Below are 17,828 nucleotides of genomic sequence, written 5' to 3' on the forward strand. Positions count from 1 at the left end.
CAAAGGGTGGCGCGATGCGCGAGGCCGACTACGGGGCGCTTGCGCAGTTTCGCTATCAGCTCCGAACCTTCCTGGCCTTCAGCGAAGCCGCGGCCCAGAGCGCCGGCTTGACGCCGCAGCAGCACCAGGCGCTGCTGGCGATCAAAGGATTGGCCGCCCCTGACGGCGCCAGCGTCGGCGACATCGCGCGCTTCCTGCTGATCCGGCACCACACCGCGGTGGAGCTGGTGGATCGCATGGCGAAACTGAAGCTGATTGGCCGGGAAGCCGACCCGGATGATGCGCGGCGCGTCCTGGTCAAGCTGACAGCGAAGGGCGAGCGGAAGCTGCGATCCCTCTCGCGCATCCATCTGGACGAGCTCAGCGCCGCCGCGCCCGGTTTGGGCAAGATCCTGCGAGCGTTTCGAGCCAAGAGACGCTGAGGACACGCTGAAGAAAGCGCGAAGCCGCGAGCTCTACGCCGCCGCGCCCTGAGCGGCGAGCTGCGCGGCCTGGTGCTCGGTGGTCAGTGCGTCGGTCAGTTCGCCCAGCGCTTCGCCCGCCATCACCTGCGGCAGCTTATAGAGCGTCAAATTGATGCGGTGATCGGTGACGCGTCCTTGCGGGAAATTATAAGTGCGGATGCGCTCGCTGCGGTCGCCGGAGCCGACCTTCTCCTTGCGCTCGGCCGAGCGCGCCGCGTCGAGGCGTTGCTGCTCGGCGTCGTAGATGCGCGAGCGCAGGATGTTCATGGCGGAAGCGCGATTCTTGTGCTGCGAGCGGCTATCCTGCATCATCACCACGATGCCGGTCGGGATGTGGGTGATGCGGATCGCTGATTCGGTCTTGTTGACGTGCTGGCCGCCGGCGCCTCCGGCGCGCATCGTCTCGATACGCAAATCATCGTTCCGGATCTCGACGTCGACCTCCTCCACCTCGGGCATCACGGCGACGGTGGCGGCAGATGTGTGGATGCGCCCCTGCGTCTCGGTGTCCGGCACGCGCTGCACCCGGTGCACGCCGGACTCGAACTTCAGCTTCGAGAACGCGCCGCGGCCCTGCACCTCGGCGATGATTTCCTTGTAGCCGCCGACGCTGCCTTCGCTGGCCGAGATCACCTCGACCTTCCAGCCCTGCAGGGCCGCGAAGCGCTCGTACATCCGGAACAGGTCGCCGGCAAACAGCGAAGCCTCGTCGCCGCCGGTGCCGGCGCGGATTTCCAGCACCACGTTGCGATCGTCCATGGCGTCCTTCGGCAGCAGCGCGACGCGGATCTTCTGGACCAACTCCTCGATCTTCGGCGTCAGCTCGCCGCGCTCGGCTTCCGCCATGGCGCGCATCTCGGCATCGGTCGCGGGATCGGCGATCAGCGCCTCGGTGTCGGCGAGCTCCTTGAGGGCCGAACGATAGGTCTTGACCGCTTCGATCAATGGCGTGAGCTCGGCGAGCTCACGCGTGATCTGCACATAGCGTTCGGAGGCGAGCTGACCGAGCGATTCGGCCTCGAGTGAGGCGTGATGCGCGAGCAGGACGTCCAGTTTGGCTTCGGGGAGTGACGACATCGGTTCGGTCTCAAATGCGGAAAAGGGCGAGGCGGCAGGAGGGGGCGACAGGCCCGCTACAAGGCCAGGCCTTCGGCCTCGGCAAATTCCGTCAGCTTCTGCCGGATCGAGACGCTGCCGGCGGGCGCGTCCAGCAACGGCCCGAGCATCGCCTCGGCCTTCTTGGCGTCGAGATCGAGCACCATGGCCTTGACCGGGCCGAGCGCGGTGGCCGAGAGCGACAGCGAGCGATAGCCCATCCCGATCAGCGCCAGCGCGCCGATCGGTTTCGACGCCATCTCGCCGCAGAGCGACAGCGATTTGTTCGCGGCTTGCGTCTTGCGTGCGATGTCGCGAAGCGCGCGCAGGATCGGCGCCGACATGGTGTCGAAGCGCTCCGAGACTTTCGCGTTGCCGCGGTCGACCGCGAACAGGAACTGGAACAGATCGTTGGAGCCGACCGAGATGAAGTCGACCTTCTTCAGGAGCTCGTCGAGCTGATAAAGCAGCGCCGGCACCTCGACCATGGTGCCGATGTCGATCCGCTCCGGCAGCGTGTGGCCGTGCTGGCGCAGATAGGTCAGTTCGCGTTCGACCAGCGCCTTCGCAGAATCGAATTCACCCACCTCCGAGATCATCGGGAACATGATGCGCAGCGCGCGGCCGCCGCCGGCGCGCAGCAGTGCGCGGATCTGGCCGCGCAACAGGCCGGGACGATCGAGCCCGAGCCGGATCGCGCGCCATCCGAGCGCGGGGTTCTCCTCGATTACCGCCTCCATATAAGGCAGCGCCTTGTCGCCGCCGATGTCGAGGGTGCGGAAGGTGACGGGCTTGGTGCCGGCGGCATCCAGCACGGTGCGATAGAGCGCGAGCTGGTCGCTGGTGCGCGGCAGGCTCTGGCCGACCATGAATTGCAGCTCGGTGCGGAACAGGCCGATGCCGGCGCTGCCGGTGTCTTCGATGTGCGGCAAGTCGATCGCGAGACCCGCATTGATCATCAGCTCGACCTTCTGGCCGTCCTTGGTGACGCAGGGCCGGTCGCGCAGCGCCAGATACTGCGCCTGGCGGCGGGCCCGGAAGCGCACGCGCTCGGCGAAGGCCGCTTCGACCTCCTGCGATGGGCGCACATAGATCATGCCGGAGGTGCCGTCGACGATGACGGCGTCGCCGGGATCGGCGATACCAGGCGCGTTCGGGACTTCGCCGACCGCGGGAATGCCGAGCGCGCGCGCCACGATCGAGACGTGGGAATTGGCGGTGCCTTCCTCCAATATGATGCCGCGCAGGCGCTTGCGGTCATAGTCGAGCAGCGCCGCCGGGCCCATCGCGCGCGCGATGACGATGGCGTTGTCGGGCAATTGTTCGCGTGACGGCGCGTGATCCTGGCCGACCAGCTGTCGCATCAGGCGATAGCCGAGATCCTCGAGATCATGCAGCCGGTCGCGCAAATAGGGATCTGTCGAGCGCAGCATGCGCGCGCGGGTGTCGGATTGCACACGCTCGACGGCGGCTTCCGCCGTGAGGCCGGTGGCGACCGCCTCGTGCAGCTTGTGCGACCAGCCCTGGTCGTTGGCGAACATGCGGTAGGCTTCCAGCACCTCGCGATGCTCGCCGCCCTCGGCGACGTCGCCGCGCTCCAGCATGCGGTCGAGATCGGCGCGCAGCTTGGCGAGCGCGGTGTCGAGCCGCTTGATCTCCTTTGGCAGGTCCTCGGCGATGTAGTCCTTGATAACCACGCGCGGCTCGTGCAGCACGACATGGCCGAGTGCGATGCCTTCCGACAGGATGGCGCCGACCTTCTGCGCCGAATGGCGCGCCGCGGGCTCATGGCCTGGCTGGGCCAGCGCAGACAGCTCGCCGGAGGCGATCAGCTCCGCCAGCACCATCGCGGTGGTCTGAAGCGCCTCGAGCTCCTCCTCGACATAGTTGCGCTTGGCGCGATTCTGCACCACCAGCACGCCGAGCGTGTTGCCGGCGCGCAGGATCGGCACGCCGAGGAAGGAGTGGTAAATCTCTTCGCCGGTCTCCGGGCGGAACGAGAAGGCCGGATGGCTTTGCGCATCGCTTAGGTTGAGAGGCGTTGCCTCGCTCGCGACCAGGCCGACCAGGCCCTCATGGGCGCTGAGCACGGTGTGGTGCACCGCCTCGCGGTTGAGGCCTTCGGTGGCATAGAGCTCGAGCGTGTTGTCGACGCGCAGCACATAGACCGAGCACACCTCGGCCACCATGTTGGCGGCGATCAGCACCACGATCTTGTCCAGCCGCTCCTGGGCCGAGACCTGCTCCGCCATGGTTTCGCGGAGCCGTCTCAACAAGACGCGGGGACCTCCCGACGCGCTCCGCATGAACCGTCAATCTCCTCCGTCTGCCGGGGCCGAAAGGACCCGCGGCGGCTCGCCCAGAAATCCAGAAAAACAACAAATTTGCTCGTCCGGCGCCAGCCCCGGCGGTTGCCTGGGCCGAATCAGCACCGCCTCAACTGGGGCACAGTTTCTGGCAGCCCACCCAGTTCGCCGTATAGCGAATTGGGGCTTGTTTTGCCAAGCAAAACGCCTGCCAAACGCGAAAGTGTGGACACCTTCGCGTTTGCTGCGACCGCTAAGAGAAAATTAGCCTAAGCCTGATCGAGACCGTAGAGCGTGTGCAGGGTGCGCACCGCAAGCTCGGTATAGGCGGTGTCGATTAGAACCGAGAATTTGATCTCGGAGGTTGTAATGGCCCGGATGTTGATATTCCGTCCTGCGAGGGCCGAGAACGCCTGGGCGGCAACGCCGGCATGGCTGCGCATGCCGCTGCCGATCACCGAGATCTTGGCGACATCGGTAGCCGTGTCGAGCCGGGCATAATTGATCTGGCTCTTGGCCGCGGTAATCGTCTCCTTGGCCCTGGTGTAGTCGGCGGCCGGGACCGTGAAGGTGAGGTCGGTGGTCTTCCCGTCCTCGGAGACGTTCTGCACGATCATGTCGACGTTGATGTTGGCATTGGCGAGCGGGCCGAAGATCGACGCCGCCACGCCGGGCTTGTCCTCGATCTGGCGTACCGAGATCTGGGCCTCGTCCTTCGAAAAGGCGATGCCGGTGACGATGTGGCTTTCCATGATCTCCTCCTCGCTGCAGATCAGCGTGCCGGGCGGCTGGTTGGCATGCGGGTCGATATCCTCGGGCTTGTCGAAGCTCGAGCGGACGAAAATTGGCATGTTGTGGACCATGCCGAGTTCCACCGAGCGGACCTGGAGCACCTTGGCGCCCTGGGAGGCCAGCTCCAGCATGTCTTCAAATGCGATCTTGTCGAGCCGGCGCGCCTTCGGCACGATTCGCGGATCGGTGGTGTAGACACCGTCGACGTCGGTGTAGATGTCGCAGCGGTCCGCCTTCACGGCGGCGGCGATCGCCACGGCCGAGGTATCGGAGCCGCCGCGGCCGAGCGTGGTGATGCGGTTGGTCTCGGGGTTGATGCCCTGGAAGCCGGCGATCACGGCGACTTCCTTGCGCTCCCTGAAGCGCTTGATGATCTCGCTGCCGTCGATGCCCTCGATCCGGGCCGAAGCATGGGCGTCGCTGGTCGTGATCGGGATCTGCCAGCCCTGCCAGGAGCGGGCCTGGATACCCATGCCCTGAAGCACGATGGCAAGCAGGCCGGACGTCACCTGTTCGCCCGAGGCGACCACGGCGTCGTATTCGCGCGCGTCGTGCATCGGCGAGGCCTCGGTGCACCAGGCCACCAGCTCGTTGGTTTTACCGGACATCGCCGAGACGACCACGGCCACTTCATGGCCGGCGTCGACCTCACGCTTCACATGGCGTGCGACGTTGCGGATACGTTCGATGTTGGCGACGGACGTGCCGCCGAATTTCATCACGAGGCGGCTCATGACGACGCGTGCATTCCTTCATAAGGATCAGTATGGTGGCCCGCACTGGACGGGCCTCGCGGACACCGACCGCGCGTATACATAGCGGCGGGGCCGGGGGCAAGCGGGTTCCTGCGGGGCAGGGTGCGGGGTAGTGGGTTAACCGAGATCATGGCGCGCTATATCGACGAGATCCTGCAGCCTGGCGAGAAGGTGCTGTATTCGACCAATGCGCACTGGATCTTCTATTTTCCGGCGATCCTGGCCTGGATCGTGGCGCTGGTCCTGTTCGTCCTGTCCCGGCAAACCACCGTCGAGGGGCTCGTCATGCTCTGTCTGGTTGCGGCCGGCCTGGTCGCTCTGGCGGCGCTGTACTGGACTGTGAAGGGCTGGTTCCATCGCTTTACCACCGAGACCGACGTGACCAATTTGCGGGTCGTGCACAAGACCGGCTTCATCAAGCGCCGCACCTTCGAGATGGCGCTGGACAAGGTCGAGAGCGTCGATGTCGATCAGACCATTCTTGGACGAATTCTCAACTACGGCGACGTGACGATTCGCGGCGTCGGCGAGGGGATCGAGACGATCAAGACCATCGCCTCGCCGCTCGCCTTCCGTAGTTCGATCACCACGCGGTAGGACCGCGCGTAACCATGAGCATGCAGCAAGATACTTCCGTAACCGCAAGCACCTCGCCGGGCTCGACCGTCGATGCCGCCGAGATCGCGAAATTCTCAAAGCTCTCGGTCGAGTGGTGGGATCCCAACGGCAAGATGGCACCGCTGCACCGGATCAACCCGCTGCGGCTCGGGTATATCCGCGATGCCGCCTGCCGCAAGTTCGAGCGCAACGCGCGCAGCCTCAACTGCCTCGGCGGTCTGCGCGTGCTCGACATCGGCTGTGGCGCCGGCCTGCTCTGCGAGCCGTTGTCGCGCCTGGGTGCGCAGGTCATCGGCGTCGATCCGTCGGTCAGCAACATCGCGGCCGCCAAGCTGCATGCCGACAAGGCGCACCTCGCGATCGACTATCGCTGCACCACGGTTGAGGAGATCGACCCGCGCGAGCGCTTCGACATCGTTCTGGCGATGGAGGTGGTCGAGCACGTCGTCGACGTCGGCGTTTTCCTGAAGCGCTGCGCCGCGATGCTGAAGCCGAACGGCCTGATGGTGGTCTCGACGCTGAACAGGAACTGGAAGAGCTTTGCGCTTGCCATCGTCGGCGCTGAATATGTCCTGCGCTGGCTGCCGCGCGGCACCCACGAGTGGAACAAGTTCGTCACCCCCGACGAGCTGACGAAATACCTGCTCGACAACCGCCTGGTCATCACCGAGCAGACCGGCGTCGTCTACAGCCCCTTCGCCGACAAATGGACCCTCTCGTCAGACATGGACGTGAACTACATGGTGGTGGCGGAAGGCATGGTGTGAGGCGTTGCCGCTTCCAAACATTCGGCGTCGTCCTGGCGAAAGCCAGGGTTTAGTTAGGCGAAAACTGATAATTACGAGTCTTCGCCAAACCACTCCCTGGGGTAATGGGTCCTGGATCTGCGCTTCGCTTGTCCAGGACGACACCGAATTCGTCAGGCAAGCATCGCACCCATGACATCCGCGTGATTGACCTGCTTGAGCGCGAGCGGCACGTTGACTCAACGTCCTCTCGCTCCCAGCGCAGTCCCACCCATGTTGACCATCGCCAGCCTCTGGATTCCCTTCACCGTCATTGCCGCGCTCGGCCAGGTCGCGCGCAATGCGATGCAGCGGTCGCTGACGAAGCCGCTGGGGACCTGGGGCGCAACCAATATCCGCTTCCTGTTCGGCTTTCCGTTCTCGCTGCTTTTCCTGGCGGTGGTGCTGGTCGCCACCGGCGATCATCTCGATATGCCGCCCGGTGTGTTCTGGCCGTGGCTCCTGCTCGGCGCGCTCAGCCAGATCGTCGCGACCGGCCTGATGCTGCTCGCCATGAACGACCGCTCCTTCGTGGTGACGACGGCCTATTTGAAAACCGAGGCGATCCAGACCGCCATCTTCGGCTTCGTCTTCCTCGGCGATCATCTGACATGGCTGAAGGTGCTTGCGATCGTGATCGCGACAATCGGCGTCGTCATCACCGCGCTGCGGCCCGGCGGCGAGAAGAGCTTTGCCGAATTGAAGCCGACCATCACCGGCCTCGTCGCGGCCGCGGCCTTCGCGCTCTCTGCGGTCGGCTTCCGCGGCGCCATCATCAACGTGCCTGATGTCTCGTTCGTGACTGCGGCATCGTTCACGCTGGTGCTCGGCCTGTTCGTGCAGACGCTGATCCTGACGGTCTATCTGCTCTGGCGGGCGCCAAAAGTGCTTCAGTCGATCCTGAGGCTTTGGAAGCCATCGCTGCTCGCCGGCTTCATGGGCGCCTTCGCCTCGCAGTTCTGGTTCCTGGCGTTCGCGCTGACGGCCGCCGCCAATGTCCGCACCCTCGCTTTGATCGAGGTGCTGTTCGCGCAAGGCGTGGCGTACTATTCGTTCAAGCAGCCGATCGCGCCGCGCGAGATTATTGGCATCGTGCTGATCGTGGTCGGCGTGGCGGTGTTGGTGGGAGTCTAATTCCGATCTTCCGGCAGCGTCGGCAGCGGCGACACCTCGATGCCTTCGTCGATCAGCGACTTGGCCTCGTCGGGCGAGGCCTCGCCATAGATCGGACGGTGCTCCTTGTCGCCGTAATGCATCGCGCGGGCTTCGGTGGCGAATCGCTCGCCGACATTGTCGGCGTTCTTCACGATGTGATCGCGCAGCTCTTTGAGCTTGGCGCGCAGCTCGCGCTCCTGCGCCATCAGCAGCGAGGTCGGTGCGGATTGCGCAGCTTCGGGCGCGGTCATCGTGGCGGTGGGCTCAGGCGGGGGCGTGGCGCGTCCGCGGCCCTTCTTGCCGACGATGCGCGGCGCCATGATCGCCTTGTCGACCTTGGCCGAGCCGCAAATCGGACAGGTCACGAGCTTGCGCTTCACCTGCTGGTCGTACGCGGCCGAGCTCTGGAACCAACTCTCGAAGTCGTGGCTCCGGTCGCAGCGGAGCGCGTAGCGGATCATGCCGATCCCCGCACCAGGTGCAGATGATCCGGCCCCGCCTTGGGGTCGGCGACGCCGAAGCGGCGGCCGTGCTGGAGTGAGGGTATCGCGCGGCGCGCGGTCTCGACCTTGGCCGGATCGATTTTTGCCATGATGATGCCGGGCTCGACATCGCCTTCGGCGAGGATCTCGCCCCAGGGATCGATGATCAGCGAATGGCCATAAGTCTCGCGCTTGTTCTCGTGCAGGCCTGCCTGTGCCGCGGCGAAGATGAAGCAACCGGTCTCGATCGCGCGCGCACGCAACAGCACGTGCCAATGCGCCTCGCCGGTCTTGCGGGTAAAGGCCGAGGGCACCGTGATGAAGTACGCGCCGCTTTCGGCCAGCGCGCGGTAGAGCGCGGGGAAGCGCACGTCATAACAGATCGTCAGGCCGACGCGGCCCCAGGGCAGGTCGGAGATCACGGCCGTCTCGCCCGGCTGGTAATTGGCGGATTCGCGATAGCTCTCGCCGTCAGGCAGCTCGATATCGAACATGTGGATCTTGTCGTAGCTCGCGAGCACATTGCCCTCGGGCCCGATCAGGAACGAGCGGTTGACCGCTTTCTCGTCCGAAAAGCGCAGCGCCAGCGAGCCGACATGGATGTGGATCTTCAGTTCCGCCGCGAGCGCCCGGTACGCCCTCAGCGAGCTGTCGTCGTCTTGGCTCTGGAGGTGCTCGAACAGGGCCTTGCGGTTGAGCTGCATCATGTTGCTGACTTCGGGCGTCTGCACGTAGTCGGCGCCATTGGCTACAGCCTGGCGGATCAGCCTGGTGGCCTGCGCGAGGCTGGGCTCGGGCATCAGGCCGGTGCGCATCTGCACCATAGCCGCCGTGAAGGTCCTGTTGTCGCTCATGACTCCGCCTTGACGCTTTCGAGCATGCCGTCGAGCTTGCCTTCGCGATCGAGCGCGTAGAGCTCGTCGCAGCCCCCGACATGGGCTCCGCCGATCCAGATCTGAGGGAAGGTCGAGCCCTCGCCGGCGCGATCGTACATCTCCTGGCGCCAGGACGGGTTCTTGGCGATATCGAACTCCGTGAACGTCGCCTTCTTGCGGGTCAGCAGCGACTTGGCGGCGGAACAATAGCCGCAGCCCGGCCTCGTGTAGATCTCGACAGCAGCGGTCATCTTGTCTGGCGCTCTCATGTCATGAATTCATTGAATTATATGGGACTTCACCGGCTCTCGACAACCCGGGCAAACACCAGCACGTCCACTTGCGCCGCTTTGGCCCGGAGCAGGGCCCGCGCACACGCATCCAGCGTCGCGCCCGACGTCAGGACGTCGTCGATGAGGACAATGCGCCGACCCTGGACGTCCGCCTGGCGGTCGGGGGATACCTGGAATGCGCCCTGCACATTGGTGGCGCGCTGGGCCCGCGACAGGCCGATCTGCTGCTCGGTCGCGCGTACCCGGCGCAGCACCTCAGCCTTCACTTTCACTCCGCTCTGCCGCTCGATGATCCGCGCCAGCGCCCCGGACTGGTTGTAACGGCGGCGCCAGGCCCTTCGCCAATGCAGGGGAACGGGCACCAGCATGTCAGCCTCGGCGAGCAGTTCGCCGCCCGCGCGCGCCATCCAGCGGCCCATGGCGGGCGCCAAATCCGTGCGATCCTGGTATTTCAGCGCATGCACCAGGGTGCGCGCGACGTCGTCATAACGCACCGCGGCGCGCGCCCGCTGGTAGGCCGGCGGGCTCGCGATCGCCTCCATCGACAGCATGTCGGGCCCGGGATCGTACACAAAAGGAATGCCGAGCCGCGGGCAGTAGGGCCGTTCGATGAACGACAGCCGCGCCCAGCACGCCGCGCACACGCCCTCGCCGTCGACCGGCTCGCGGCAGGACACGCACAGCGTCGGCAGCGCGATGTCGAGTGCAAGCCTTGGCAGATGCGCCATCACACCTCGGCAGGCCTGAAGCGCGCCGCGCAAATGGCTGGAAATGGAGCGTGGTGGTGATGCCTCGGCGTCCATTGGGCAAGGCTAGCGCCGTCCTGCGCCACGCTCAAGTCAATGGGCTGTTCTCGTCCGCGCCCGGCCTACGGCTCTTTCGGCAGCACGGGCCGGAAGAACGATCGCTCATAACGGCGAAAGCAGCGCGTTTGCCTTGCGAACTCGATCGCTTTCTGGACGTCCGGATCTTCGGCGCTGTCCTTCCGATATTGTTCGTACGCCGCGAAGCTCGGGAAGCTGAACATCGCGAGGGCGACGTCGCTGGCGCCTTCCGATGGCAGGAAGTACCCGTGGTGGATGCCGCCGAATCTTGGCACTAGTTCCAGCCACATCCTGCCATAGGCTTCGAATTCGGCGAGCTTGTCCGGGGGGATCTCGTATCGCAGATAACAGGTGATCATCGTTTGACGCTCCGGCGCCGCGGGCCTGGTGCGGATTGCTAGTTTGGAACACGGGGGCCGGTGTCGGCTCCATGAGGCAAGGCTAGCGCCGCGCGCAGTGGATTGCCAGAACCAGCATGATCGGCGTAACCAGCGGCATGGCTCAAGACCCACAAACCCCGCCCGCTTTGTTCGATCGTGCTTTGCTGCGCGCGCGACAGCGCCGCGCGCAGGCGCAAGGTGCCGCGAGCTTCCTGCTGGATCGGGTCGCCGAGGACATCTCCGACCGGCTTGCCGCGGTAATGCGGGAGTTTCACACGGCGGCCGATCTCTGGACGCCCGGCGAGGGTCTCGCGGTGCTGCGCGCGCGACTGCCCTCGATCGAGCGCATTGAGCTCGATGCGTCGGGTGCGGAGAAGCTACCCTTTGCACCGGAGAGCCTCGATCTCGTGGTCTCGGCGCTGGCGCTGCAATTCGCCAACGATCTGCCGGGTGTGCTCGCGCAGATCCGTCGCGCGCTGAGGCCGGACGGGCTGCTGCTGGCGGCGATGATCGGCGGCGACAGCCTGACCGAGCTGCGCCAGGCCTTTGCCGCCGCCGAGGCCGAATGCGAGGGCGGCGTATCGCCGCGAGTCGCACCGTTCGCCGATCTGCGCGACGTTGGCGCGCTGTTGCAGCGGGCGGGGTTTGCGCTGCCGGTCACCGATGTCGACCGCGTCGTGGTGCGCTACGCCAACGCGTTCGCGCTGATGCAGGATATCAGGCGCATGGGCGCCGCCAATGTGCTGATCGAGCGGCGACGCACGCCCAGCCGGCGATCGACGCTGCTGCGGATGGCTGAAATCTACGCGGAACGCTTTGCCGACGCCGACGGCCGCATCCGTGCGACATTCGACATCATCTGGCTTTCCGGCTGGGCGCCGCATGCGAGCCAGCAGCAGCCGCTCAAGCCTGGATCAGCGAAGGCGAGCCTGGCGGAAGCGGTGAAGAAGGCCGGAGGGACGTAAGCTCTTTCCGCCGTCATGGCCGGCATGCCGTCCGAGGGACGGCGTCGCTTCCGCTCGCCTATGTCCCGGCCATCCACGCCTCTCGGTTCAGCACGAAGATCGTGGATGCCCGGGACAAGCCCGGGCATGACGCCGAGAGTGTGGTGCCCGCTTCGAATTCACATCAACAAATCAATCAAATGCGGGATCAGCGGAATGTCCGCGGGCGGCATGGGATAGTCGCGCAGCTTGTTGGCGCGAACCCAGGCCAGGGCCTGGCCTTCGCGCGGCGTGACCTGTCCCTCCCAGCGCCGGCAAATGAAGAGCGGCATCAGGAGGTGGAAGGTCTCGTAGCCGTAGCTCGCGAACGTCAGCGGCGCCAGACAGGGTTCGGCGACGGTGATGCCGAGCTCCTCGTGGAGTTCGCGGATCAGGCTCTGTTCCGGCCGCTCGCTGGGCTCGCACTTGCCGCCGGGAAATTCCCAAAGGCCGGCCAGCGTCTTGCCCTCGGGGCGCTGCGCGATCAGGACGCGCTTGTCGGCGTCGACCAGCGCGCAAGCCACCACGAGCGTCAGTTTGAGATCAGCCATGCCGCTTTCATTAGCCGCAATCGCCGTGCGGTTCTACCGGCTCGGCCGGCGATATTTCAGCTGCATGGATACTGTACGGCGGAGGAAACGCGTGGAAACAGGTAATAGTTCTCGCCGATCGGGATAGTCCCGGTGATCGCATAGCCAAGGTTGGGCGTGTATTGATACGTCACCTCGCCGAGTATCAACGATGTGTTGGAAGGTGAGGGCGTGCCGAGGGCCGCTGGCAAAATCACCTGCTGAGCTACTGGCCGCGCGGTGCCGTTGAGTGCTTTGCTCCAGGTCACCGTCGCTTTGCCGCTGGCGTCCGTGGATACTTCCGACACGACTACCGTCGTATTCGCTGAGGCATAGGGAGCGATCGTCACCGCCGATGCTCCAAGCATGGTGCTTAGCGATGCATCGGTGACGCACGCGTTTCGTGACACCAGGTCCGCGACCGTGTGGGCGGTTTCGCTGACCTTGACGCTGATGGCGAGCCCGTTCCCGAGTTCGACGCCGCCCACATAGAGCAGCAGCATGAACGGCACCACAATCGCGAATTCCACCGCGGCCACCGCGCGCGTGTCGGCCCACAAGTTTCGCACGTAATGAAGCATCCGGCTCATGAGTTGACAAAGGCCTCGTTCATGAAAGCCGTGGATGACATGATCAGGCGTTTGCCATTCGACTGGTTCGCCAGATTGAAGCCGAGCGGACCTAGGAAAACCGGCCATTGATACATCACCCGCACGACAACGATGTCGCCCTGATTGCCGGGGTTGAATTTCCAGACGTTCGTCACGTTGCCGCTGCCGTCAAACGTCAGGGCTGGCGCGCCAGTGTTCGCCGAAGACCATGATCCGGCTACTTGGACGTCGATCATCATCTTGCTGCAGTCGAACAAGATCACAACGTTGGAGCAGACTGCAGTGGCAAACTGGGCTTGGGTCATGCTCGCGGCCTGCGCCTGCCCCGTCAGGATCGCCCGGCTCGATTGGTTCACCACTTGCTCCAGGAGCTGCTGGGCAAAGAAAACAAGGAAGGTCTGGATGATTCCGAGCAACAAAGCGATGAATGCCGGACCGATCAGCGCGAACTCGACCGCGGTTGCGCCGTTCCGGTCGGCAAGGAACGCGCGCCAGCGGCGGCGTTTGGTTGTGGGCACGGCGTGCGCGGCGGTCATGACTGCTTTCTCTACTGGGTCAGGCGCGGATCGGACGCGACCTTCAGGAACAGGCTCTGGAGCGCGGACGTAATGTCGTCGTCGGTCGCCACCTTTTTGTACAAATCGGGCGACGAGGCGCAGGCTTGCAGATTTGTCTCGATCTGGCTGGTCGAGCCGGTGGACGTGCTGTTGAAGGGGTAGATCCATGAATCGTACCAGCCGTTGGATGTATGTAGCGCCGAGTCGTCGTATTCGGTGTAGATCACCGCGATACGGATCTTCCTGTTCTTGATGGTGGTGCAGATCGCGGGGTCGAGCGGTTGCTGGCAGCGCTTACCAGTGAGTTTCTTATTGCAGGAGTTCGTGTACGGGTCGGTCGTGATGTTCACGTCCTCAAGGCCGTCGGTAACGAGGAAGACGACTTCCTGTGGCGTATCGTTGGCGACATTGGTGCCGTTCCCCGGAGTCGGCATGATCTTGTTGAGAGCGCTTAATCCGCCCGCAATGCTGGTGTCGGCGTCGCTATTATTGTTCGACGATGTCAGCCAGTTGTTCTTGTAGACCGGCAGGACCTGAATGTTGTCGGCCTTGCTCTGGATGGTCGCTACCGTGTAGCTGGTCGTTGTGGCAGGCGTCGTGGGAGTTCGCACCACCCCAGGTTTTCCGGAAGGTGCGAAGACCGCCGAACTGCTGCCGCTTGTCGGAGAATTGTTTAGAGCAGTATCGAAGGTATAGATCGCAACCCCATACGTATTTCTGTTGATGCTCGATATCTGATAGGCCGTATTCATCAGCGATTTGACCGCTTGCGTTACCCGATCGATCCGTAACGTGAGGCCAAGATTGCGAGCAAGTTGGTAGTTATCAATCCCGCCTGGATTGCCCAGATTGTCCGCGGCAGGATTAGTCTGGTGGCATGCGAATCCGCATCCTTTCGTCCCGGTCGATGAATCGACCTGCTTTTGCGTGTTCGCGATCAGCGTTTTGATGTCGCTCGAGGTCGCGCCGATCGCCATGGAAGGCGAGGCGTCCAGCAAGAGATAGAAATCGATGTTGGGCGCGCCCTGGTTGCGTGTCGCTGCCTGGCCTGCGAACGGCCAACTCACCTGCTTGAGCACGCTCGGGAAGGCGTTGTTTGCGGCCGCAGTGTAGCAAACCTGGACGTTGCGAACGACTTGGTTGTTTGAGTTGACAGGGTCAGCAAAGACAGAGTCCAGGCCGGGGCAGGGAGCGTAGGTACAGTAGCCCGTTGTGGAGTCGGGTTTGCTGCAATTGACGGTGACCGTGAGAGTTGGCGGTGCGGCCAGGTTGTTGTTGCTGACCAGGCCATTCGCGGTGATGTTGAAAACGTTCTTCGCTGTGGTTTGGGCGACCTGCGGGCTCTTCTGCATCATCGTCGAGGTGACGGCGGCGACGGCGGCAGCATCGACGGCAGAGTCGAGATCAACCTTCATGTGCTGCGTATGCGTATAGTCCAGCGCCATCCCGAGCAGAAAGATTGTCGGAACCATCACAATTGCAAACATCACGGCGACGTTGGCCTTGCGATTTCTGGCAAAACGATACAACCAAGCCCGAAGCATGATCTTCATCCTAATCGCCGTGGGTCCCGGCAGAGGCAATTTCTCTGGCCGATCGGGGATCGAGGACCGGGAGCGCAACCGGGCGGCCTCTGACGACCTCTCGGCAGAGCGGAACTTTGAAGATGGGCTGTTAAGTAAAGCTTACGCCGATGTCGCGAACATGGGTGGCCGAAAATCCGACGCTGCCGGATCGAGCGGCATCATTAACGAAAGCTAAAGGCAGCCAGGAAATTGAAGCGAGCTCCTCGCCCGGCTGCATGCTGGACCTCGTTCTCCGGTGGAGAACCAAGAGAGGGACATCAGATTCACGACCTGTAATCCCCGTTGATCGCGACATACTCCTTGGTGAGGTCGCAGGTCAGTACGCGGTCGCGGCCCTTGCCGAGGCCGAGCGAGACCTTGATCGCGATCTCCGGCGCCTTCATCGCTTCCGACACCTGCGCCTCGTCATAGGACGGATCTCGCGCCCCGCTCCTGGCGACGCGGATGCCGTTGAAGGAGATCGAGAGCTTGTCGCGGTCAGCCGGCTCGCCGGCCTTGCCGACCGCCATCACCACGCGGCCCCAATTGGCGTCCTCGCCGGCGATTGCGGTCTTCACCAGCGGCGAGTTCGCGATCGACATCGCGATCTTGCGCGCCGAGGCCTTGGTCTTGGCGCCCTCGACGGTGATCTCGACCAGCTTGCGCGCGCCTTCGCCGTCGCGGGCCACTTGCTCGGAAAGATTGGCGAGCACCTGGTTGAAGGCCTTGACGAAGGCTTTCAGGCGCGGGTCGGTGGCGCGACTGATCTTCGGCGCGCCGTGTTCCGCAGCAGCACCGGTGGCAAAGGCCAGCAGCGTGTCCGAGGTCGAGGTGTCGCCGTCGATCGTGACCGCGTTGAAGGTGTCCTCGACGCCGCTTTTGAGCAGCGCCTGCAGCGCGGCAGGCGCGATCGGTGCGTCGGTGAAGATGAAGGACAGCATCGTCGCCATATCGGGCGCGATCATGCCGGCACCCTTGGCCATGCCGTTGATGGTGACCTTGGCTTTGCCGAGCTTCACGGTCGCGGTCGCGACCTTCGGGAAGGTGTCGGTGGTCATGATCGCCTTGGCGGCGGCGAGATAATCGCCGGCCTCGGCGGTTTCCGCGAGCCTCCCGAGCACGCCGTCGAACTTGGTCGCATCCAGCGGCTCGCCGATCACGCCGGTCGAGGCCAGGAAGATCTCACCCTCGGTGCATCCGACGGCCTTGGCCGCGATCTTCGCGGTCAGTGCCGTGGAGCTGCGGCCGGTCTTGCCGGTGAAGGCATTGGCGTTGCCGGAATTGACCACCAACGCGCGGGCCTTGCCGCCTTTCAGCTTGGCGCGGCACCATTCCACCGGCGCGGAGGGACATTTCGACTTGGTGAAGACGCCTGCGACCGCGGTGCCCTTGTCCATCACCGCCAGCAGCACGTCGGTGCGGTTCTTGTAGCGAATGCCGGCTTCGGCCGTCGCGAGACGGACCCCCGCGATCACGGGCATGTCGGGAACGTGTTTCGGGGCGAGGGGGGAAACGGAGGAGGACATCGGGGCGCCTTGGTGGGATCTGGACATGCAGATGCCCGGCGCGGGGGCCGGGCATCACAAAGGCTTAGATACTCTTCACGTCACCGAAGTGACAGCGAATTCTTACTTCTTCGCCGGGGGCGCCATCTTGCTGTCGGACGGCTTGGCGTCAGCCGGCTTGGCCGCATCGGCCGGCTTGGCGTCCTTTGCCGCATCCGCCGGCTGGTCCAGCCGCTCGACCTTGGCTTCCGCGCGCAGCTTGGCGACGTAATCGGCCTGGGCCTTGCGGGTGACATACTGCTCGATCTGCGCCTTGACCTGCTCGAAGTCCGGCGCCTTGCGGCTGCGCTTTTCCTCGACCTTGATGACGTGCCAGCCGAACTGCGACTTCACGGGGTCGGAGATCTTGCCCGGCTCGAGCGCGAAGGCGACCGCCGAGAATTCCGGCACCATCTGCTCCTTGGTGAAGAAGCCGAGGTCGCCGCCGTCGGCCGAGCCCGGATCCTTGGACTTCTTCTTGGCGAGTTCGGCGAAATCGGCGCCCTTGTCGAGTTCGGCCTTCACCGCCTTGGCCTCGTCCTCGGTCTCGACCAGGATGTGGCGGGCGTGCACTTCCTGCTCGCCGGTGATCTGCTTGGAGGCCTCCTCATAGACCTTCTTCATGGCATCCGGGGTGGTGGCGGCCTTGCCCTCGCCGGCGAGCAGGCTGTCCATCAGCAGGCGGTTGCGGGCGAACGCGAGCCGCTTCTTGAACTCCTCGCCCTCGGCGAGCTTCTTGTCCTCGGCGGCCTTGCCGACGATCTTCATGTCGATCAGGAAGGACAGGACGTTCTCGTCCTTGGTCGCCGGGTCCATCTGGGCGAGGCTCGGCCCGAGTTCCTCTTCGGCCATGGCGACGTCGCTCTTCTTGATTTCCGCGCCATTGACCTTCGCCAGCACCGGATCGTCGGCAGCCCGGCCGGGACCCGCGATCAGCGCCAGCGCAAGGCAGCCCACGAGGGCGGTGGCGAGGCCGAAGCGCAGGCCGGTTCTGGTTACCGGGAACGAGGTGGTCATGGAAAATCCTTTTGTTGAAGCAGGGGGCTGCTCGAGCGGGGCGGACACTCGCCCAATTCAGGGGGCCTTGGCAACGCGAAAAGTCTGTCAAAATGATGAATTAGCCGCAATGCACCCGCCGTTGACAAGGCCCTGACCGGGCCATATCTCTGCCCGGT

The 17,828-nt window shown here is 64.3% G+C and carries 19 protein-coding genes; 5 read left to right on the top strand and 14 right to left on the bottom strand.

Annotated elements, in window-relative coordinates:
- The first annotated feature begins 14 nt into the window (after window positions 1-14).
- Window positions 15-422, top strand: coding sequence for a helix-turn-helix domain-containing protein (locus IVB13_RS35265; protein ID WP_345946345.1), 408 nt, complete (start codon window positions 15-17; stop codon window positions 420-422).
- Window positions 423-455: 33 nt separating this feature from the next.
- On the opposite strand, the gene prfA is transcribed toward IVB13_RS35265, so the two are convergent.
- The 3 genes from prfA to IVB13_RS35280 form a co-directional block, all read right to left on the bottom strand.
- Window positions 456-1,541: a peptide chain release factor 1 gene (gene prfA, locus IVB13_RS35270; RefSeq protein ID WP_085348398.1), complete on the bottom strand. Its 1,086-nt coding sequence runs from the start codon at window positions 1,539-1,541 to the stop codon at window positions 456-458.
- 56 nt (window positions 1,542-1,597) lie between these two features.
- The gene (ptsP, locus tag IVB13_RS35275) at window positions 1,598-3,865 is read right to left on the bottom strand and encodes a phosphoenolpyruvate--protein phosphotransferase (RefSeq protein ID WP_026232414.1); all 2,268 of its coding nucleotides are present in this window, start codon (window positions 3,863-3,865) and stop codon (window positions 1,598-1,600) included.
- 269 nt (window positions 3,866-4,134) lie between these two features.
- Window positions 4,135-5,391, bottom strand: a complete 1,257-nt coding sequence (locus tag IVB13_RS35280; protein ID WP_085348397.1) for an aspartate kinase — start codon at window positions 5,389-5,391, stop codon at window positions 4,135-4,137.
- 150 nt (window positions 5,392-5,541) lie between these two features.
- On the opposite strand from IVB13_RS35280, the gene IVB13_RS35285 reads away from it, so the two are divergent.
- From IVB13_RS35285 to IVB13_RS35295, 3 genes are all read left to right on the top strand, one after another.
- Entirely contained in the window at window positions 5,542-6,009 is a 468-nt protein-coding gene (locus tag IVB13_RS35285) for a PH domain-containing protein (RefSeq protein WP_018452897.1), read from the top strand.
- A 14-nt stretch (window positions 6,010-6,023) separates the two neighbouring features.
- Window positions 6,024-6,797, top strand: coding sequence for a bifunctional 2-polyprenyl-6-hydroxyphenol methylase/3-demethylubiquinol 3-O-methyltransferase UbiG (gene ubiG, locus IVB13_RS35290; RefSeq protein WP_018452898.1), 774 nt, complete (start codon window positions 6,024-6,026; stop codon window positions 6,795-6,797).
- Window positions 6,798-7,049: 252 nt separating this feature from the next.
- Complete coding sequence (locus IVB13_RS35295; protein ID WP_018452899.1) at window positions 7,050-7,949, top strand: EamA family transporter; 900 nt, start codon at window positions 7,050-7,052, stop codon at window positions 7,947-7,949.
- Here the strand turns inward: IVB13_RS35295 and IVB13_RS35300 are convergent.
- The 5 genes from IVB13_RS35300 to IVB13_RS35320 all read right to left on the bottom strand — a co-directional run bounded on the left by IVB13_RS35300 (window position 7,946) and on the right by IVB13_RS35320 (window position 10,803).
- Window positions 7,946-8,431: a DUF1178 family protein gene (locus tag IVB13_RS35300; protein ID WP_018452900.1), complete on the bottom strand. Its 486-nt coding sequence runs from the start codon at window positions 8,429-8,431 to the stop codon at window positions 7,946-7,948. The genes IVB13_RS35295 and IVB13_RS35300 overlap by 4 nt on opposite strands.
- Window positions 8,428-9,306: a carbon-nitrogen hydrolase family protein gene (locus IVB13_RS35305; RefSeq protein WP_018452901.1), complete on the bottom strand. Its 879-nt coding sequence runs from the start codon at window positions 9,304-9,306 to the stop codon at window positions 8,428-8,430. Before IVB13_RS35305 ends, IVB13_RS35300 begins: the two co-directional genes overlap by 4 nt.
- Window positions 9,303-9,578 carry a glutaredoxin 3 gene (gene grxC, locus IVB13_RS35310; RefSeq protein WP_018452902.1) on the bottom strand — a complete coding sequence of 92 codons (276 nt, stop codon included), beginning with the start codon at window positions 9,576-9,578 and terminating at the stop codon, window positions 9,303-9,305. The genes IVB13_RS35305 and grxC overlap by 4 nt, the downstream gene beginning before the upstream one ends.
- Window positions 9,579-9,625: 47 nt before the next feature.
- Complete coding sequence (locus IVB13_RS35315) at window positions 9,626-10,423, bottom strand: ComF family protein (RefSeq protein WP_026232415.1); 798 nt, start codon at window positions 10,421-10,423, stop codon at window positions 9,626-9,628.
- 65 nt (window positions 10,424-10,488) lie between these two features.
- Window positions 10,489-10,803 (bottom strand): NIPSNAP family protein, encoded by a 315-nt coding sequence (locus IVB13_RS35320; RefSeq protein WP_007599187.1) that lies wholly within the window; start codon window positions 10,801-10,803, stop codon window positions 10,489-10,491.
- A 116-nt stretch (window positions 10,804-10,919) separates the two neighbouring features.
- On the opposite strand from IVB13_RS35320, the gene IVB13_RS35325 reads away from it, so the two are divergent.
- Entirely contained in the window at window positions 10,920-11,789 is an 870-nt protein-coding gene (locus tag IVB13_RS35325) for a methyltransferase domain-containing protein (RefSeq protein WP_026232416.1), read from the top strand.
- 158 nt (window positions 11,790-11,947) lie between these two features.
- Here the strand turns inward: IVB13_RS35325 and IVB13_RS35330 are convergent, their stop codons facing one another.
- From IVB13_RS35330 to IVB13_RS35355, 6 genes are all read right to left on the bottom strand, one after another.
- Window positions 11,948-12,358 carry a (deoxy)nucleoside triphosphate pyrophosphohydrolase gene (locus IVB13_RS35330; protein WP_018452905.1) on the bottom strand — a complete coding sequence of 137 codons (411 nt, stop codon included), beginning with the start codon at window positions 12,356-12,358 and terminating at the stop codon, window positions 11,948-11,950.
- A 56-nt stretch (window positions 12,359-12,414) separates the two neighbouring features.
- Window positions 12,415-12,957, bottom strand: a complete 543-nt coding sequence (locus IVB13_RS35335) for a TadE/TadG family type IV pilus assembly protein (RefSeq protein ID WP_245288361.1) — start codon at window positions 12,955-12,957, stop codon at window positions 12,415-12,417.
- 5 nt (window positions 12,958-12,962) lie between these two features.
- The gene (locus IVB13_RS35340) at window positions 12,963-13,523 is read right to left on the bottom strand and encodes a TadE/TadG family type IV pilus assembly protein (RefSeq protein WP_018452907.1); all 561 of its coding nucleotides are present in this window, start codon (window positions 13,521-13,523) and stop codon (window positions 12,963-12,965) included.
- Window positions 13,524-13,534: 11 nt separating this feature from the next.
- Window positions 13,535-15,097, bottom strand: coding sequence for a pilus assembly protein TadG-related protein (locus IVB13_RS35345; protein WP_245288362.1), 1,563 nt, complete (start codon window positions 15,095-15,097; stop codon window positions 13,535-13,537).
- A 296-nt stretch (window positions 15,098-15,393) separates the two neighbouring features.
- Window positions 15,394-16,635, bottom strand: coding sequence for a bifunctional glutamate N-acetyltransferase/amino-acid acetyltransferase ArgJ (gene argJ / locus IVB13_RS35350; protein ID WP_026232418.1), 1,242 nt, complete (start codon window positions 16,633-16,635; stop codon window positions 15,394-15,396).
- Window positions 16,636-16,737: 102 nt separating this feature from the next.
- Window positions 16,738-17,670, bottom strand: coding sequence for a peptidylprolyl isomerase (locus IVB13_RS35355; protein WP_018452911.1), 933 nt, complete (start codon window positions 17,668-17,670; stop codon window positions 16,738-16,740).
- Window positions 17,671-17,828: the final 158 nt, after the last annotated feature.

It is taken from the genome of Bradyrhizobium sp. 17, from assembly GCF_023073515.1.
In the GTDB taxonomy this organism is placed as follows: domain Bacteria; phylum Pseudomonadota; class Alphaproteobacteria; order Rhizobiales; family Xanthobacteraceae; genus Bradyrhizobium; species Bradyrhizobium canariense_D.